This is a genomic window from Sphingobacterium sp. JUb56 (assembly GCF_014191365.1).
Classification (GTDB): Bacteria; Bacteroidota; Bacteroidia; order Sphingobacteriales; family Sphingobacteriaceae; genus Sphingobacterium; species Sphingobacterium anhuiense.
Genome location: NZ_JACHWL010000002.1, coordinates 918,901 through 934,876, shown reverse-complemented (window position 1 = coordinate 934,876; position 15,976 = coordinate 918,901). Strand labels below are relative to the sequence as shown.

Sequence of the window (15,976 nt, the reverse complement as noted above, 5' to 3'; positions counted from 1 at the left end):
CCATGTAAACGTAACTAAAACAGGTTGTGCTACATGAGTTTTTTCCTTTTAAAGAGAAATTTTATTTTATCAGAATTGAAGATCAGAATAGCAATGAAAATAAGGCCATATGCCCAAAATTTGTAAGGATCTACCTGCTCCTGAAAGTAAGTAATAGCGAGTGCGAATGCAATGATGGGATTAATGTACAACATGATCCCCAATGTGGAAGAAGATATTTTCTTTAATGCATACATGCTCGAGAAGAGCGGTATGATTGTGAACAATAGTGCTATGGTTAAAGTAACGGTCCAAAATGTGCTGTCTTGAGGTATTGGACTTTGATCAACGAGCATTTGGGGTATAATGAATAATGTACAGATGGCAAGTTGGAGTGCCAGCATATTGAGTTTGTCAAACCCTTGTATAATACGCTGTAATACCAAATAAAAGGCATATAGTGAGCCAATGGTTAAAGACCATAATACTTCTGTAAGTGATCCGGTTGCTAACATGCATACACCAGTAATAGCAATAAGTAAAGATACCTTTTGGGCTATATTTAAGTTTTCTTTTAAAATTAAATAGCCTGCTGCAGTCGTGATTAATGGACATAAGATGTAAGCAAAGGCACCGGCCTGTACACTGATGCTATTAATGCAGTAGATATACGTATACCAGTTTGCAAATAAAAGTATAGCCGAAATAAGGGTAAGATAGGTAATCTTAGTTCTGTTATTCTTGGGCAGTTGCTTAAAATAATTATAATCAGCTCTAATGTCGGCCTTTCTGAAAACGATATTGAAGAGCCAAAGAAGTGAAACGGCTAATATGATGCGGTAATGGAGGATATCTTCAGCTGACCAATTTTTTAATAAGCGTATAGGGACAGCCATAAACCCCCAGATTAAAGGACCTAAAAAAGCCGCTAAGAAATACTTTCCGCGGCCTTCAGTATCTTGTTCTATGTTTGCCATTAATCTTTCCAAGCAATCACGGAGATTTCTACATTTACATTTTTTGGAAGAGTCTTTACAGCAACACATTCACGTGCAGGCTGTACTGTAGTGAAGTATTGTGCGTAGACTTCATTTACTGTAGCAAAGTCATCCATACTACTTAAGAAAATAGATGCTTTAACAACATCTTCAAATCCATAGCCTGCGTTTTTTAAGATGGCATCAACATTCTTTAATACTTGATGTGCTTCATCTGCAACTCCTGTTGTGATTAATTCCATAGTTTCAGGAATTAAAGGAATTTGTCCGGAAACGTATAATGTTTTGTCAGCTTTTATAGCTTGGTTGTAAGGACCAATTGCCGCTGGTGCTTTTTCGGTATTTAAAATAATTTTTTGAGACATATGCTGGTATTTAGGATGCAAAGAAAAACTTGTAAATCAGCGCCAGAATGAAAACGATGATGGCTATAGCATTAATAATATGCATAGCTTTTAGATTGCCGTTCGTTGGGCGATTGGGGTCTTTTTTTCTAAAAAAGTACATGGAACTAAGTTACGCTAGTAAATTGATAATCGCAATGATTATCTTTAAACAATCAAAAATAAAAGATAATGAATAAACTCGCATTAGTTGGTGGAAGAATTTTTTCAGATTATAATCTTATTGAAGATAAAACATTGCTTATTGAAAATGGAGAGATTACTGGAATAGTAGAGCCTAATCAAGTTCCAGCTGATTTTGAACAGATTGTTGTTAATGGAGCTAATATTTGTGCGGGTCTCATTGATTTGCAGTTATATGGCGACGGTGATGATTTATTTTCAGCGCATTTGACTTCAGCATCTTTACAGCGCATTTCTGATCGTTTGGTTCGAAAAGGAACGACTTCATATATGATGACTTTAGCGACAAATACGTTTGAAGTTTTTCAAGAAGCGATTCAGGTTGCTGACAATTTTAAACATGATGCATTATTGGGCTTGCACCTTGAAGGGCCATTTTTGAATGCAAAGAAGAGAGGGGCTCACCCGGCTGATCTCATTGTAAAAGCAACAAAAGAAAATATTAAGGAATTGCTTGGCGAGCACAATACTGTTGTGAAAATGATGACCATTGCTCCGGAATGTATGGACGATAATGTTCTTGAGTACCTAAAATCGTATGAACTTTTATTAAGTGCAGGGCATAGTGATGCAACATTTAAGGAAGGCACTAAAGGTTTTGATCTGGGGATTCCCACAAGTACCCACCTATTTAATGCGATGTCTTCTTTACATCATCGGGAGGTTGGTATGGTAGGAGCTATTTTCAATCATCCAACAGCATGTTCGAGTATAATTACAGATGGACATCACGTCAGTTTCGAGGCAGTTAAAGTGGCTAAAAAACAAATGGGCGAACGATTGTTTTTGATATCAGATGCAGTTGCTGCTTGTGCACAAGGAATCTATCAACATGTGTTGAATGACGGTTATTATTCACTGCCCGACGGGACGATTTCGGGAGGAGCGATTTCTTTATTTGAATCGGTTAGAAATATAGTGCAACAGGTTGGTGTTCCATTGGACGAGGCGATACGGATGGGAACTACTTATCCAGCAAGACTGCTAAAGCGTACAGATATTGGAAACCTGAATATAGGAAGTATAGCTAATGTGATCATATTTACTTCTAATTTTGAACTTCAGGATGTTCTGGTTAAAGGAAAGTTAATATCGCGCTAGTGCTCTTGATACAAATTCATAATCCGTACATTTGTAACTTATTTTGAAATAATTCCTTAACATTTTTTAATGAAACATCACTTATTAATACTTTCAGTTGCTTTATTCTTATTTTCATGCTCTTCCAAAAAGAATAGAAAAACAGAAGAGATAAAAGCCACACCTGCTGTAATTGTACAGCATCCGGATAAAAAGGATAAACCGCAACGTGAAAAGGTTAACATTAATATACAAGAGAAAAAGGTTGAAGCACCAAAAGAAATCGCTGTGGAGCTTCCTGAAGTGCAACGTGAATTTCGTGCTGCATGGATCGCATCTGTCGCAAATATAAATTGGCCAAGTAAAAACTTTTTATCTACGGATGAACAAAAACAGGAAGCGATCCAGATTTTAGAATTTTTGAAAGCAAATAATTTCAATGCAGCTATTTTTCAGGTTCGCCCCTCGTCGGATGCGATGTATAAGAGTGATCTCGAGCCTTGGTCATATTTTTTAACAGGAGAACAAGGGAAAGCTCCTTTTCCATATTATGATCCTTTGGAATTTTGGGTTGAAGAGGCACATAAGCGAGGGATTGAATTACATGTTTGGTTAAATCCTTATCGTGCTCACCATACTTCTGGCGGTAAGTTGACAGAGGCATCTATGGCTAAAAAGATGCCCAATTCCGTTGTCCGTTTGAAGCAGGGATGGTATTGGTTTGATCCATCAAAACAATCTACTCAAGACCATGCTGCCCGTGTAGTAATGGATATTGTAAAACGTTATAACATTGACGGGGTACATTTTGATGATTATTTTTATCCTTATGCGGAATATAATGGAGGGCAGGATTTTCCGGATAATGACAGTTGGAATGATTACAAAAAGAATGGTGGTACATTGGCTCGTGCAGATTGGCGTAGAAATAGTGTAAACACATTCATTGAACGGATCTATAAAGAAATTAAAGCTGAAAAGAATTTTGTGAAATTTGGTATTAGTCCTTTTGGGATCTGGAAACCAGGTTATCCGGCAGGTATTCAAGGGTCTAGTCAATATGATCAATTGTATGCAGATGCAAAGCTATGGCTTAATAAAGGCTGGGTCGATTATTATACGCCACAATTGTATTGGCCTATACAGCCTGCTAAACAAAGTTTCACAACTTTATTGAAATGGTGGGAGAGCGAAAATACAATGCACAGACATCTTTGGCCAGGTATCAATACTGTAGGGAAACGTACAGCAGAATATTCAACTGAAATTGTAAATCAAATTGCTGCGATGCGTAATATCGTGCCAGATAGCAAAGGTATTGTTCATTGGAGCTTAGCCGGTTTAATTAAAAACCCTACGATGACAAGAGCAATTTTTGAAGGTCCTTACCAAAATAAAGTATTGATACCTAGAACGCCTTGGTTGAATGCAAATCCAATGCTGAAGCCAACTTTGTTGTTGACAGCAGAAAAAGATTTTGTTTTTGCAAAGTGGCAACATAAACAAGTAGATCAAGTTTATCACTGGATACTTTACTGCAACTATGGTGGTGAGTGGTCATATGAGATTTTTGATCCTTCGGTTACTGCCAAGCAACTTGCAAAAAGTAAGAATGGTAAAAAGTTACTATATGTGGCAGTAAAAGCAGTGGACCGTCTGAGTAATGAGAGTCCATATATGGCGGAAAAGATTAAGTAATTTAAAATAAATCTATAAAAAGGGATATCTAAAAAGGTATCCCTTTTTTTGTTCTGGGAATTTGTGTTTTGATGTGGTAGCGTACATTATAGTCTTGGTGTATTAATTACATTGCTTGATAACAAGCGATTTGGAGTTCGTATTTATCTGAAGTATATTTAGATATGGAAGATACTTATAAAAAAGCTGGTGAATCTGTTATACGGATATCTCAGTTGATGTTACCCTCTAACGCCAACTTTGGCGGAAAGATTCATGGTGGCTATATTTTGTCATTGATGGATCAAATTGCTTTTGCAGTTGCCTCCAAGTTTTCCGGAAATTATTGTGTGACAGCGTCCGTTGGAAAAGTGGACTTTCTAAAGCCTATTGAAGTAGGGGAGTTGGTAACACTTATCGCTTCGGTCAATTATGTAGGAAATAGTTCGATGGAAGTTGGAATTCGTGTTGAATCGATGAATATTCAATCTGGTGAGACAAAACACTGCAACTCATCATATTTTACAATGATTGCAAAAAATGCTGAAGGCAAATCTGTTCGTGTTCCGCGACTTATATTGGAAAGTGAAAAGGAGATCTTTCGGTTTTATAAAAGTGTGATTAAAATAGAAATTGAAAAGGAGAGAGAGCGGGCTACCCTCGATCTGGAATTTGACTCTCAAGAACAACAGGAATATATCAAACAACATTACGATGTGAAAATAAATTTGTGATGATGGTGATAATAATTTAGTGGTGCGGTCTTTTGCATATTGTTTTTTTTGTTTTTAAGGTTTATCAATCGATTGTATGGTAACTTAATGATTTTCAAGTGTGTTTTATGGCATTTTTTGAAAATAATTACGCATAATCTTGCAAAGCTTAGAACCTTTTTATACTATTGTAAAGTAATTAGTATAAACCTGTCGGGATCGAAACATCCGATATAAACAATTGCTACTAACTAAATTATTATCATGAATAAAAAATTACTCTTATTCTGTTCGGGAGTGATGTTATCTACCAGTTTGTGGGCACAAACGAAAACTATTTCGGGGAAAGTGACCAATGCATCTGATGGGACATCCATGTCGAATGTGACTGTAAGCATCAAAGGCAAAGCAGTAAGTACGCAGACCAATCCAGATGGAAGTTTTACCATTAAAGCAGATCCTGGAGATGTGCTTATTTTTAGCACTATTGGTTCCAAACCATTGCAACAGACTGTTGGCTCAAGCTCTAACGTCAATATTGCCCTTTCCAACAGTGAAGAAGCATTGACCGAGGTAGTTGTAACTGCTATGGGGATAAAGAAGGAGAAAAAAGCTTTAGGTTATGCTGTTCAGGATATTAAAGCCGACGAGCTGATGAAGAATAAAAATCCGAATGTGATCAATTCTCTAAATGGTAAGATTGCAGGTGTGAATGTAACTAACTCTGGAGGTTCCCCTGGAGGGTCGGCATCTATTGTTATTCGTGGTGGCACATCTTTAGAAAGAGATAATCAACCTTTATTTGTTATTGATGGTATGCCCATGGATAATTCTACAGGTCAAGGTGATAATTCAGCATTTGACGGAAATACAAATATTTCAACGACAAATGGTAATCGAGCATTAGATATTAATCCTGAAGATATTGAGTCTATTTCAGTATTAAAAGGCCCTGCCGCTGCAGCGCTTTATGGTTTGAGAGCAGCGGCCGGAGCTGTGGTTATTACCACAAAGAAGGGTAAAGAAGGTGCAACTTCTATTGGTATTAATTCGCGTATCGGTACTAATTGGGTTAATCGTCTGCCAAAGCAACAGGATAAGTTTAAACAAGGATCATATTACAATGGTTTATTTATTCCTGAAACTAGCTTATCCTGGGGTGATGCTTTTAAAGATGGGGAGAAAATCTATAATAATATGGAAGATTTCTATCAAACCGCAACTACATATGATAATTCATTTAATGTTTCTGGCGGATCTGCAAAAGGGAACTTCTATCTATCGGGTTCAAATATTAAACAGAGCGGTGTTGTGCCAACAACAGATTTCGACCGGACTACATTTCGATTTAATGCAGAGCAGAAAACAGACATCTTTACCTTTGGTGCTAATGCTTCATTTGCACGTTCCTCAACTCGTAAAACTTTAACTGGATCTGGTTTATGGGGTGGTTCTGGTTCGGGCTATATGGAATCTATAATCGCTTGGCCGAGAAATTCAAATATGCGAGATTGGATAAATCCTGATGGTTCACAGCATTTATTATTGCCAAATATTCCATTGTTAGATAATGCTGATAATCCATATTGGACGATCAATAAGAATCCACAAAATGATAAAACAGATCGTTTTTTAGGTACTGCTTATGCCTCTGCTAAAATTACGAGTTGGTTAGATGCTACATATCGTCTAGGTATCGATAATTATACTACGGATTTTAGTACATTAATTTCTCCTGGATCTGCAGTCAAATTGGCCTGGCAGAATGGTATGCTTTCTGAAGGAAAAAGACAATACTCCTATTTGAATTCAAATTTCATGTTGAATTTCCATAAAGTAATTGCTGATAACTGGGATTTAAATTTGTTATTAGGTACTTCTGCTGAAGATACTCACATACAGGCAAATTCTTTACGTGCAGAAAATTTTTCTATTCCAAACTTTCAAAGTATCAATAATGCCGAAAATGGAGATAAATATTTAAATCAAGTAATCACGGATAAGCGCTTATTAGGTGTTTATGGTGAATTTAGAGCGGGATATAAAAATTTTGCGTTCTTTAGTATTACTGGAAGAAATGATTGGTCTTCAACTTTGCCAATTCAAAACCGTTCATTTTTCTACCCATCTGTTTCAGGAAGTTTAATTTTTACTGAGCTAATGGATAAGAATGATATGTTATCATTTGGAAAATTACGAGCATCGTATGCCCAAGTGGGAAAAGATGCTCCGGCATATCAAACCAATACTTATTTGTTTGGTCCTGAATTAACGATAGGTGGAGGTTATAGAAATGCGTGGACACGAGGAAATGATCAATTAAAACCTGAGACAACAGCCTCTATGGAATTTGGTACGGAATTGAAATTCTTAAAAAATAGATTGGGGTTGGATTTTACATACTATCAAAATAATTCGAAAGATCAAATCTTACAACCTCGTGTTTCAAACGCTACAGGTTATATCTTAAGTTATGTAAATACGGGTGAAATTGAAAATAAAGGTTTTGAGATTTCGTTAAATGCAACTCCAATAAAACGAGATCATTTCACTTGGGATATGATGTTGAATTTTTCTCATAATAAAGGTGTTGTTAAATCGCTTCCGGCAGCACTCCCAATATTATATGTTACGGATGTGCAGGTGGGGAATGGTAAAGCGGCTTCCTTTGGTAATGGAAATTTTATGGGCCTTTCGGGATCAACATGGCAGAAGGATGCTGACGGAAATCTTTTATTAGATTGGGAAACAGGAAATCCTTTAACATCCACATTGACTACTACACCAATTGGTAATCGTGAACCAGATTTTATTGGGGGATTAACTAATAATTTCACTTATAAAAATTGGGATTTTTCATTCTTATTTGATTTTCGTAAAGGTGGAGATATCTTGAATGGGACAGAATATCTGATGACAACTTATGGGCTTAGTAAAGAAACAGAAAATAGAGGTCAGACACTCACCTTTACAGGGAAATCTTTAAATCCAGCAACAAAAGAATACGAGACAGTAACGCGTGAAGTTATTGCTACAGAAAAATATTATCGAGATATTTATGCAAATAACACTCCTTTTTTTGTTGAAAAAGTTAATTGGTTGCGTTTACGCTCGGTTTCATTGACTTATAGTTTACCATCATCTATCTTAAAAAGATCCAAAGTTTTCAAAGGTGCCTCTTTTAATGTAACCGGAACAAACTTATGGCTGCTTACAAATTATTCAGGGATGGATCCGGAGACAAGTGCAGCAGGAGCGGGTGTTATAGGATCAGGTTCGGTAGGTATTGATTATGCAGGTGTTCCTGCTACTGCTGGATTTACATTTGGTGTTAATTTAAAATTCTAACGTAATGAAAAAAATATTTTATATAGCCACAACTTCTATACTATTGCTACTCAATTCTTGCAGTAAATGGTTAGATGTTAATGATAATCCTAATGCTGCGAATTCAACAGTACCGACACCTCAACAACGGCTGCCATCCATGTTGGCTCAGTTTATAGATGGATATGAGTCTGCAGGTACGCGTACTTCATTTTTAGGTCAGCAGTTGGCAGTTGTAAATGCTAACAATAATAATTGGAATTTAACCAGATGGAATTCAACAGCTTCTTCAACAGGCTGGCCTTGGCAATCATGGTATGTGAATACTGCTGTAAATATTGATCCGTTAATTGAGAGTGCAACCAAAGTTGGAGCTTACCACTATATTGGAGTAGCAAAACTGATTAAAGCTTGGGGCTTTGGTTATATGGCTGATCTATATGGAATGTTGCCATATGATGAGTTTGATAAAGTTAATAATCTTACACCGAAGTTTGATGATGGAGAATATGTGTATACCAAAATTTTAGCTTTAATTGATGAGGCTATCTTAGATTTGTCTAAAGAACAAGCTTCTGGAGCAGCTCCATTATCTGCCGGAGACATTTTCAATAAGGGAAACGTACAGAATTGGTTGAAATTGGCTTATGGATTAAAAGCTAGATTTTTAAATCATTATAGTAAATTACCTACATATAACGCACAGGCTGTATTAGACGCTTTGGAGAAAGCTCCAATTTTAAATGATGAGAGTACAATTATACAATATATTGATGAGACAGCTACGACAAGTGATCAGAGTAAAGCATCTTTGCAGTGGGGGAATACTGGAACTTCAGCCCGTATTACGCAATTATATTATAATTATATTACCAATAATTATCATGGCGCCCCCTCTGGTAATGCTAATGTTATTGATCCGCGATTAAACTTATTAATTCCAAGTTCTCAGAATCCAGATGGCAGTTATCGTCAAACCTTATTTGTAGATATGAGTTCTGATTTGCCAAAAACAGGCCCTGCTTCTTATGTTTATGCCAGTGCGACAAATAAATTTTCAAATAAAGATTCCGTTTATATTTCAATGCGTAAGGAGGTTGCCGCAAATGGTCGAGTACTTTCAACAGGAACTTGGTATACTGAAAAAGGAGGTAAAGGATTATTATTAACTAATTCTGAAATGAAGTTTATTGAAGCAGAAGTACGCTTTAAAAAAGGAGAATTGGGAGCAGCATTAACCGCTTATCAAGCCGGGATCAAGGCGCATATGGAAATAATGGGTGTTAAGGCTTCGGATGTAGCATCATATATGGCAAGTTCTTCCATCGTGCAGGAGGCTGGTAAATTAACTTTAAGTCATATCATGATTCAAAAATATATTGCTCTTTCGTATTCCCCTGAGCAATGGTCTGATTTGAGAAGAATGAATTATTGTACGGATGCATCAGGGAATTACAATGAATCAACAGGTATTTATAAAGGATTTAAAAGGCCGTCCCATGTATTTGCCACTGCTTATCCGTCGCAAACTGAATGGCCTAGGCGGTTTGCAATTCCATCTTATGAAATTAATTATAACCTAACTCAGGTAAAAGCGGCTAATGCGGATGCGGATTTACCCACTTATCAAAATCAACGTATTTGGTGGGATAAATAAAAAATAATTAGGGTTTACATTTATTTTGTAAACCCTTTTATATATTAGTGAAATGAGATACTTTTATTTTCTATTTTTATTTTTTGCCATTCGTTCATTTGCGCAAACATCTGAAATAATTCAAAAACCAATTATTTGGAATGCAGAACGTGAGCAATTGTCTTTGGATTATTTGAAAAACAGGCATGGTATTGTACAGCAGACGGCTATTATTAAGCCAATAATGGTAGTGGTGCACTGGACTGCTAATAATAGTATTCAGGCAACATTTAATACATTCAATCCAGTGCTATTGCCAGGTAGGCCTGAACTTAGAAAAGCAAGTGCTTTAAACGTCTCTTCCCAGTATGTTATTGATAGAGATGGATCCATTTATCAGTTTTTACCCGATACAGTGTTTGCGAGACACACTATTGGTTTAAACTATTGTGCTATCGGTATTGAAAATATTGGAGGAGATAAGTATCCACTTACCGAAAAGCAGTTAAAAGCAAATGAGAAGCTGATCAGATACTTGAAAAGTAAGTACCCGATTGATTTTGTAATTGGCCATCATGAATATAGAGCTTTTCGAAAGACTAAATATTGGAAAGAGACTGATTCTGATTATTTTACGTCTAAATCAGATCCAGGGGATGCCTTTATGTTAAAGCTGAGGGAAAATCTGAGTGATTTGAAGCTTTTATCTTTATAATAGACCGAATCGATCAATGAAATAAAAGGAGTTCGTAAGGACTCCTTTTTTTTGTTATTTATATTTTTTTGAGGATTTCATTGCATTTGAGGAGTTTTTTCGTCGCTTTTGATGCCCGAAAGATATTTCTCTTATCTTTTCCTTAAGAAAGTCTTATTTGCTGTTTTATGCTACATTTTGCACATGTATCAGTAATGTTACATTTTAGTGTATCTGTTACACTATTTGAACCAGCTTGACACCTTTAAATTTTATTTAGTAAGCTGTTATTTAGTCAGTTATGTTGTTTTGGTGATTTTTTCTGTTAAAAAATGTTAAATAAATAGCAATTGAATTTGAATAAAATAAAAGTGATCACTTACTTTGTTTTGCATGTTTATGAGTTATTTAATTTAGAAAACGAAAACATCTACTTACATTTATTGACGAATTATCAACTATTTGGCAGTATGGTAGGTACGCTATCATCAATTTTAATTTAACTATGAAAAGACTATTTACATTCCTTGCATTGACAAGTTTTCTTGCTTTCAATTCCTGTACTAGTAAATCAGCAATTGTAAGCAAGACTCCTTCTTCTACTGTCGCTAATAATACAGATATTTTACCTGGAGCAGATCAACTTGCAATTTACTTACCCATGGTAAAAGGTAAGAAGGTTGGGATAATGGGGAATCAAACTTCTGTTGTTGGACGATCAAAGGAACATCTGGTTGATCTATTATTTCGGGAGAAAGTGGATTTAAAATTTGCTTTTGCGCCTGAGCATGGATTTAGAGGTGATGTAGAAAGGGGAGAGAAATTTGGAAATGATGTTGATTCTAAAACAGGATTGCCTTTATATACTTTATATGGCGGTAATCAGAAACAGGATTCAATCATAAATACAATCGATGTGATGATTTTCGATCTTCAGGATGTTGGAGCTCGATTTTATACTTATATCACTTCTTTACATCGTGTTATGGAATTATGTGCAAAACATAATAAGAAATTAATTGTCTTGGATCGACCTAATCCAAATGGAGATCAAGTAGATGGTCCCGTAAGGCACGATGATAAGTTTAAATCTGATGTTTCTTGGCACAAAATAGCGATGATTCACGGTTTGACAATTGGTGAATTGGCTAAGATGGTTAATGGTGAAAAATGGTTAGAAAATGGAAAGCAATGTGATGTTACGGTTGTCCCTGTAAAAGGATATGATCATAAGATGATGTACGAACTGCCGGTTATTCCCTCACCAAGTCTTCCAAATGCGTTATCGGTTCGGCTGTATTTATCATTATGTCTTTTTGAGGGGACTGATATTTCCGTAGGACGTGGAACGGACTGGCCTTTTCAAATTATTGGTTATACCAATCCAGTTTATGGTTCATTTACTTTTACTCCAGGTGATCGCCATGGTATGACAAAACATGTGGAAGGTAAAGGTGCTGTTAATTATGGTCTTGATCTTCGAAATATAATTCCTTCGGAGCACAAGTTTACCCTGAAATATCTCTTGGATTTTTACAATAAAACTCCTGATAAATCAACTTTCTTTGCCCGACCTGCCTTTTTTGACAAGCTAGCGGGAACAGATCAATTAAGACTGCAGATTCTTGCAGGTAAATCGGAAGATGAAATTAGAGCATCATGGGCTAAGGATTTAGACGCATATAAATTGATGCGTAAAAAATATTTGATCTACCCAGATTTTGAATAAAACAAACAAACTAGATATCAATATAAGCAATCATTTATTTTAAAACGCTACAATACAATGAGAAAATTTATACTATTTTCTGTTGCGGTGGGATTAAGTGTGCCTTCGAAGTCTTTCAGTAATGTGAGCAAAGAGAGTATTCTAAATAATCCTAAAGTAACACAGTCACTTTTAGCTTCATCCAAATCTGTACTTCAAAATGCAGTTCAGGGGGTAGTGACTGGACCAGATGGGCCCATGTCTGAGGTAAGCGTAGTAGTTGTTGGAGGAACGGCATCTACAAAAACTGATAGCCAAGGTCATTTCAAAATTGCTGCTCCAATTGGAAGTAAATTAAGATTTACTTCTGTGGGTTATGCAACAAAAGAGGTGACAGTAACTTCTAATACAGTCAATGTAACCATAGAATCAAGCAATGAAGCTTTGGAAGAAGTCGTTGTGGTTGGTTATGGTACGCAGAAAAAAGGAAATGTAACAGGTGCTGTATCGACTATTAATGTCAAAGAAAATTTGCAGAGTAGACCAATTGCAGATGTTGGTCGTGCAATTCAGGGAACAACACCAGGATTAAGTGTTACAGTACCTAGTGGAGAGGTGGGAGCTGATCCGAAAATTAGAATTCGTGGTGCAATTTCTTCAATCCAAGGGACATCTAATCCACTTATTTTATTAGATAATGTTGAAATACCAAGTATTCAATATGTCAATCCTGAAGATGTAGAGTCGATTACCGTTTTAAAAGATGCCGCAGCTTCTTCTATTTATGGAGCTAAAGCCGCTTTTGGTGTTATATTGATTACAAGTAAGACGGGAAACACAACCGAAAAAATCAATGTGAATTATTCTAATAATTTCTCTTTTCAAAATCCCTTTAAAAGATATGAGATGGGACGTTTGAACGCATTGAAATATACGGTAGACGCTATGGATCGAGTAGGGGAAACGGAGACTGGAGCTTTTTATAAAATCAATAGAGAAAGCTACGAGAAAGCTGTCGATTGGGATAAAAAATATGGCTCTACTATCGGAGCAGATGATCCGACAGTATACGGAAGGGATTGGTATGTGAATCCTACAGCTCCAACTAAGAAGTTTGGTATACGTACTTATGATCCATATGATTATATGATTAAAGAGTGGGCACCTACACAAACTCACAATCTATCCTTAAATGGTAGTGTTAATAAAACAAAATATACTGCTTCATTCGGTTCGTTAAACCAAAGCGGAATGTTAAAACCTGGAAATTCAGATAAATTCACAAGGTATAATGCTGCTTTACGTCTTAGTACTGAACTTAATAAATATATAACTGTTCGGGGTGGTGCTATGTTTGCTCAACGAAATAAGACATATCCATATGCCACAAACTCCACTACAGCAGATCCGTGGTTATACATGTATCGATGGAGTTCCTTGTATCCGATGGGCAATGATGAAAATGGAAACCCAATTAGAAGTCCTTGGAGTGAAAATAATGCAGCTAATGATGCATCGATGTTGCGCAACTACATTAACTTAAATGCAGGTGCGACAGTTAATATTAAGAAAAATTGGCGGGTAGATATTGATTATAGTTTTACGAATGAAGATTTTTCGTGGAGAAGAAATGGTACACGATATACAGCAGCAAATTCATGGGTAGCCGCGAAGAAAAGAGTTGATGCTAGTGGTAATCCGGTGTATGTTAATAGTGATGGTGCTGTTGTGTCTGCTACTGATGAAGGAGCTATACAGGCATATGATTTATCAAATGATATGTATACCGCGAATGGTTCTGCGCAAGATCATATTTATATGCGGTCTGAAAATGAGCAAAAACATACCTTTAATGCCTATAGTACATATGATTTAAATCTAAATGACGATCATGTATTTAAATTTATGTTAGGTATGAATCGTGTTGCTTCAGCCGGTCAATATCATTGGACACAAAGAGCCGATTTAATTGATATTACAAATCCGCAGTTTGATCTTGCTGTGGGCACAATTACGGGTAGCGGAGGAGAGTACTGGGAGTCGCAATTAGGGTATTTTGGACGTGTTAACTATGCTTATAAGAACAAATATTTATTAGAAGCAAATCTTCGTTATGATGGCTCTTCTAAATTTCCAAAAGATTTGAAATGGAGATGGTTCCCATCGTTCTCTGCAGGATGGGTGGCTTCGGAAGAAAGATTTATGGAATGGGCAAAACCCACGTTGAATCAATTGAAGTTTAGAGGTTCTTGGGGTATTATTGGTAACCAGACTGTACCTTCTGATTTATATATTTCCAATATGCCTGCTGGTCAAACGAATTGGGTGATTGATGGTACTCTAACTAATTCGGTGGGTACGCCAAAATTAATTGTACCTGATGTTACTTGGGAAGATTTGGAAACGTTGGATATTGGTTTAGATGCACGTTTTTTTAAAAATAAATTAGGACTGACTGTTGATTGGTATCAAAAGAAAACGAATAATATGTTTGCTCCGTTAGAGGGTACTACGTTGACTTTGGGCGCACCTGCTCCTATAGGTAATTATGGTACATTGACAACTAAAGGAGTGGAAATTGCTTTAGATTTTAATCATCGGTTTGAAAATGGTCTTGGTATTAATTTAAGGGCTAATATTGACGATTCTAAATCGGTTTTCAATGGTTATACAGAATCAAGAACTACAGGTGTAAATTATAATGGACGTGTTTATGGTGATATATGGGGCTTCGAAACAGATCGACTGTACCAATATGATGATTTTGTATTGGATGGAAATGGAAATGCACAATTAATTAAACTAACACCAGAAATGTCTAAATATTATGAGAATGGTGGTGGTCAAGCTTATTTATTGAAAGAAGGGCCTAATGGGGAGAAAGCTGTCTATCAGCCTAGGTATCAAAATTCATCTAAGTTTTACTACGGACCTGGGGATGTCAAATATAAGGATTTGAATGGTGATGGAGAAATAGATAATGGAGAAGGTACAATTGATAATCCTGGAGATACGAAGATTATTGGTAATTCAACACCAAGATATCAGTATGGATTCAGAATCGGTGCAGATTTTAAAGGTTTTGATGTCTCAGCTTTCTTTCAGGGTGTCGGTCAGCGTAAAGTCTGGGGAACAGGATTTTTAGCTATTCCGGGCTTTAATGTTTCTGATGGGGCGATGCCAGCAAGTTTTGTTAATGATTATTGGACACCAGATAATCAGGATGCATTTTATCCTGCAGCGTTTAATAATGCTGGAGGTACTAATGTGAACAATATGCAGATTCAATCGCGATACTTATTGGATATGTCTTATCTGAGAGTTAAAAATCTAACAATGGGATATACAATATCTAAACATGTTTTGGATCGTGTGAAAATTAATAATTTACGGGTATACGTTTCATTGGAAAATTTCTTTACGTGGGACAAGTTAAATGGATTGCCAGTTGACCCCGAAGAGGTGGAAGGAGAGTCTATTTTTAATGCTACCAACTATAATGGCGGTCGCACAGGTGTAGGTACTCCAACATTCAAAAGCGCTTCATTTGGTGTTCAGTTAAATTTTTAATATTAGG

General features: G+C 36.2%; 11 protein-coding genes. 8 read left to right on the top strand and 3 right to left on the bottom strand.

What is annotated here, in order from left to right; genetic code table 11:
- Window positions 1–29: 29 nt before the first annotated feature.
- From FHR29_RS23405 to FHR29_RS26780, 3 genes are read right to left on the bottom strand one after another with little or no spacing between them, the layout of a single operon-like run.
- Window positions 30–956: an EamA family transporter gene (locus tag FHR29_RS23405; RefSeq protein ID WP_132840925.1), complete on the bottom strand. Its 927-nt coding sequence runs from the start codon at window positions 954–956 to the stop codon at window positions 30–32.
- A complete protein-coding gene (locus FHR29_RS23400) occupies window positions 956–1,342 on the bottom strand; it encodes a RidA family protein (RefSeq protein ID WP_132840927.1) in 387 nt (128 codons plus the stop codon). The genes FHR29_RS23405 and FHR29_RS23400 overlap by 1 nt, the downstream gene beginning before the upstream one ends.
- Window positions 1,343–1,352: 10 nt before the next feature.
- Window positions 1,353–1,484, bottom strand: coding sequence for a DUF6728 family protein (locus FHR29_RS26780; RefSeq protein WP_310437834.1), 132 nt, complete (start codon window positions 1,482–1,484; stop codon window positions 1,353–1,355).
- 68 nt (window positions 1,485–1,552) lie between these two features.
- Between FHR29_RS26780 and nagA the strand changes: the two genes are divergently transcribed.
- The 8 genes from nagA (at window position 1,553) to FHR29_RS23360 (ending at window position 15,969) form a co-directional block, all read left to right on the top strand.
- Window positions 1,553–2,665 (top strand): N-acetylglucosamine-6-phosphate deacetylase, encoded by a 1,113-nt coding sequence (gene nagA, locus FHR29_RS23395; RefSeq protein WP_183917524.1) that lies wholly within the window; start codon window positions 1,553–1,555, stop codon window positions 2,663–2,665.
- Between the two features lie 69 nt (window positions 2,666–2,734).
- Window positions 2,735–4,342 carry a glycoside hydrolase family 10 protein gene (locus tag FHR29_RS23390; RefSeq protein ID WP_132840931.1) on the top strand — a complete coding sequence of 536 codons (1,608 nt, stop codon included), beginning with the start codon at window positions 2,735–2,737 and terminating at the stop codon, window positions 4,340–4,342.
- A gap of 164 nt (window positions 4,343–4,506) precedes the next feature.
- Window positions 4,507–5,055 carry an acyl-CoA thioesterase gene (locus FHR29_RS23385; RefSeq protein WP_132840933.1) on the top strand — a complete coding sequence of 183 codons (549 nt, stop codon included), beginning with the start codon at window positions 4,507–4,509 and terminating at the stop codon, window positions 5,053–5,055.
- A gap of 243 nt (window positions 5,056–5,298) precedes the next feature.
- The gene (locus FHR29_RS23380; RefSeq protein WP_132840935.1) at window positions 5,299–8,382 is read left to right on the top strand and encodes a SusC/RagA family TonB-linked outer membrane protein; all 3,084 of its coding nucleotides are present in this window, start codon (window positions 5,299–5,301) and stop codon (window positions 8,380–8,382) included.
- A 4-nt stretch (window positions 8,383–8,386) separates the two neighbouring features.
- Entirely contained in the window at window positions 8,387–10,018 is a 1,632-nt protein-coding gene (locus tag FHR29_RS23375; protein ID WP_132840936.1) for a SusD/RagB family nutrient-binding outer membrane lipoprotein, read from the top strand.
- A gap of 52 nt (window positions 10,019–10,070) precedes the next feature.
- The gene (locus FHR29_RS23370) at window positions 10,071–10,712 is read left to right on the top strand and encodes an N-acetylmuramoyl-L-alanine amidase (protein ID WP_183917522.1); all 642 of its coding nucleotides are present in this window, start codon (window positions 10,071–10,073) and stop codon (window positions 10,710–10,712) included.
- Window positions 10,713–11,196: 484 nt separating this feature from the next.
- The gene (locus FHR29_RS23365; RefSeq protein ID WP_183917520.1) at window positions 11,197–12,420 is read left to right on the top strand and encodes an exo-beta-N-acetylmuramidase NamZ domain-containing protein; all 1,224 of its coding nucleotides are present in this window, start codon (window positions 11,197–11,199) and stop codon (window positions 12,418–12,420) included.
- Between the two features lie 57 nt (window positions 12,421–12,477).
- Window positions 12,478–15,969, top strand: coding sequence for a SusC/RagA family TonB-linked outer membrane protein (locus tag FHR29_RS23360; RefSeq protein WP_183917518.1), 3,492 nt, complete (start codon window positions 12,478–12,480; stop codon window positions 15,967–15,969).
- The last annotated feature ends 7 nt before the right edge of the window (window positions 15,970–15,976 follow it).

What these genes read in the sequence shown, in the direction of transcription:
- FHR29_RS26780 (WP_310437834.1), bottom strand. Translation starts at nt 1,484, where the DNA reads ATGTACTTTTTTAGAAAAAAAGACCCCAATCGCCCAACGAACGGCAAT.
- FHR29_RS23370 (WP_183917522.1), top strand. Translation starts at nt 10,071, where the DNA reads ATGAGATACTTTTATTTTCTATTTTTATTTTTTGCCATTCGTTCATTT.
- FHR29_RS23365 (WP_183917520.1), top strand. Translation starts at nt 11,197, where the DNA reads ATGAAAAGACTATTTACATTCCTTGCATTGACAAGTTTTCTTGCTTTC.
- FHR29_RS23380 (WP_132840935.1), top strand. Translation starts at nt 5,299, where the DNA reads ATGAATAAAAAATTACTCTTATTCTGTTCGGGAGTGATGTTATCTACC.
- FHR29_RS23405 (WP_132840925.1), bottom strand. Translation starts at nt 956, where the DNA reads ATGGCAAACATAGAACAAGATACTGAAGGCCGCGGAAAGTATTTCTTA.
- FHR29_RS23390 (WP_132840931.1), top strand. Translation starts at nt 2,735, where the DNA reads ATGAAACATCACTTATTAATACTTTCAGTTGCTTTATTCTTATTTTCA.
- FHR29_RS23375 (WP_132840936.1), top strand. Translation starts at nt 8,387, where the DNA reads ATGAAAAAAATATTTTATATAGCCACAACTTCTATACTATTGCTACTC.
- FHR29_RS23360 (WP_183917518.1), top strand. Translation starts at nt 12,478, where the DNA reads ATGAGAAAATTTATACTATTTTCTGTTGCGGTGGGATTAAGTGTGCCT.
- nagA (WP_183917524.1), top strand. Translation starts at nt 1,553, where the DNA reads ATGAATAAACTCGCATTAGTTGGTGGAAGAATTTTTTCAGATTATAAT.
- FHR29_RS23385 (WP_132840933.1), top strand. Translation starts at nt 4,507, where the DNA reads ATGGAAGATACTTATAAAAAAGCTGGTGAATCTGTTATACGGATATCT.
- FHR29_RS23400 (WP_132840927.1), bottom strand. Translation starts at nt 1,342, where the DNA reads ATGTCTCAAAAAATTATTTTAAATACCGAAAAAGCACCAGCGGCAATT.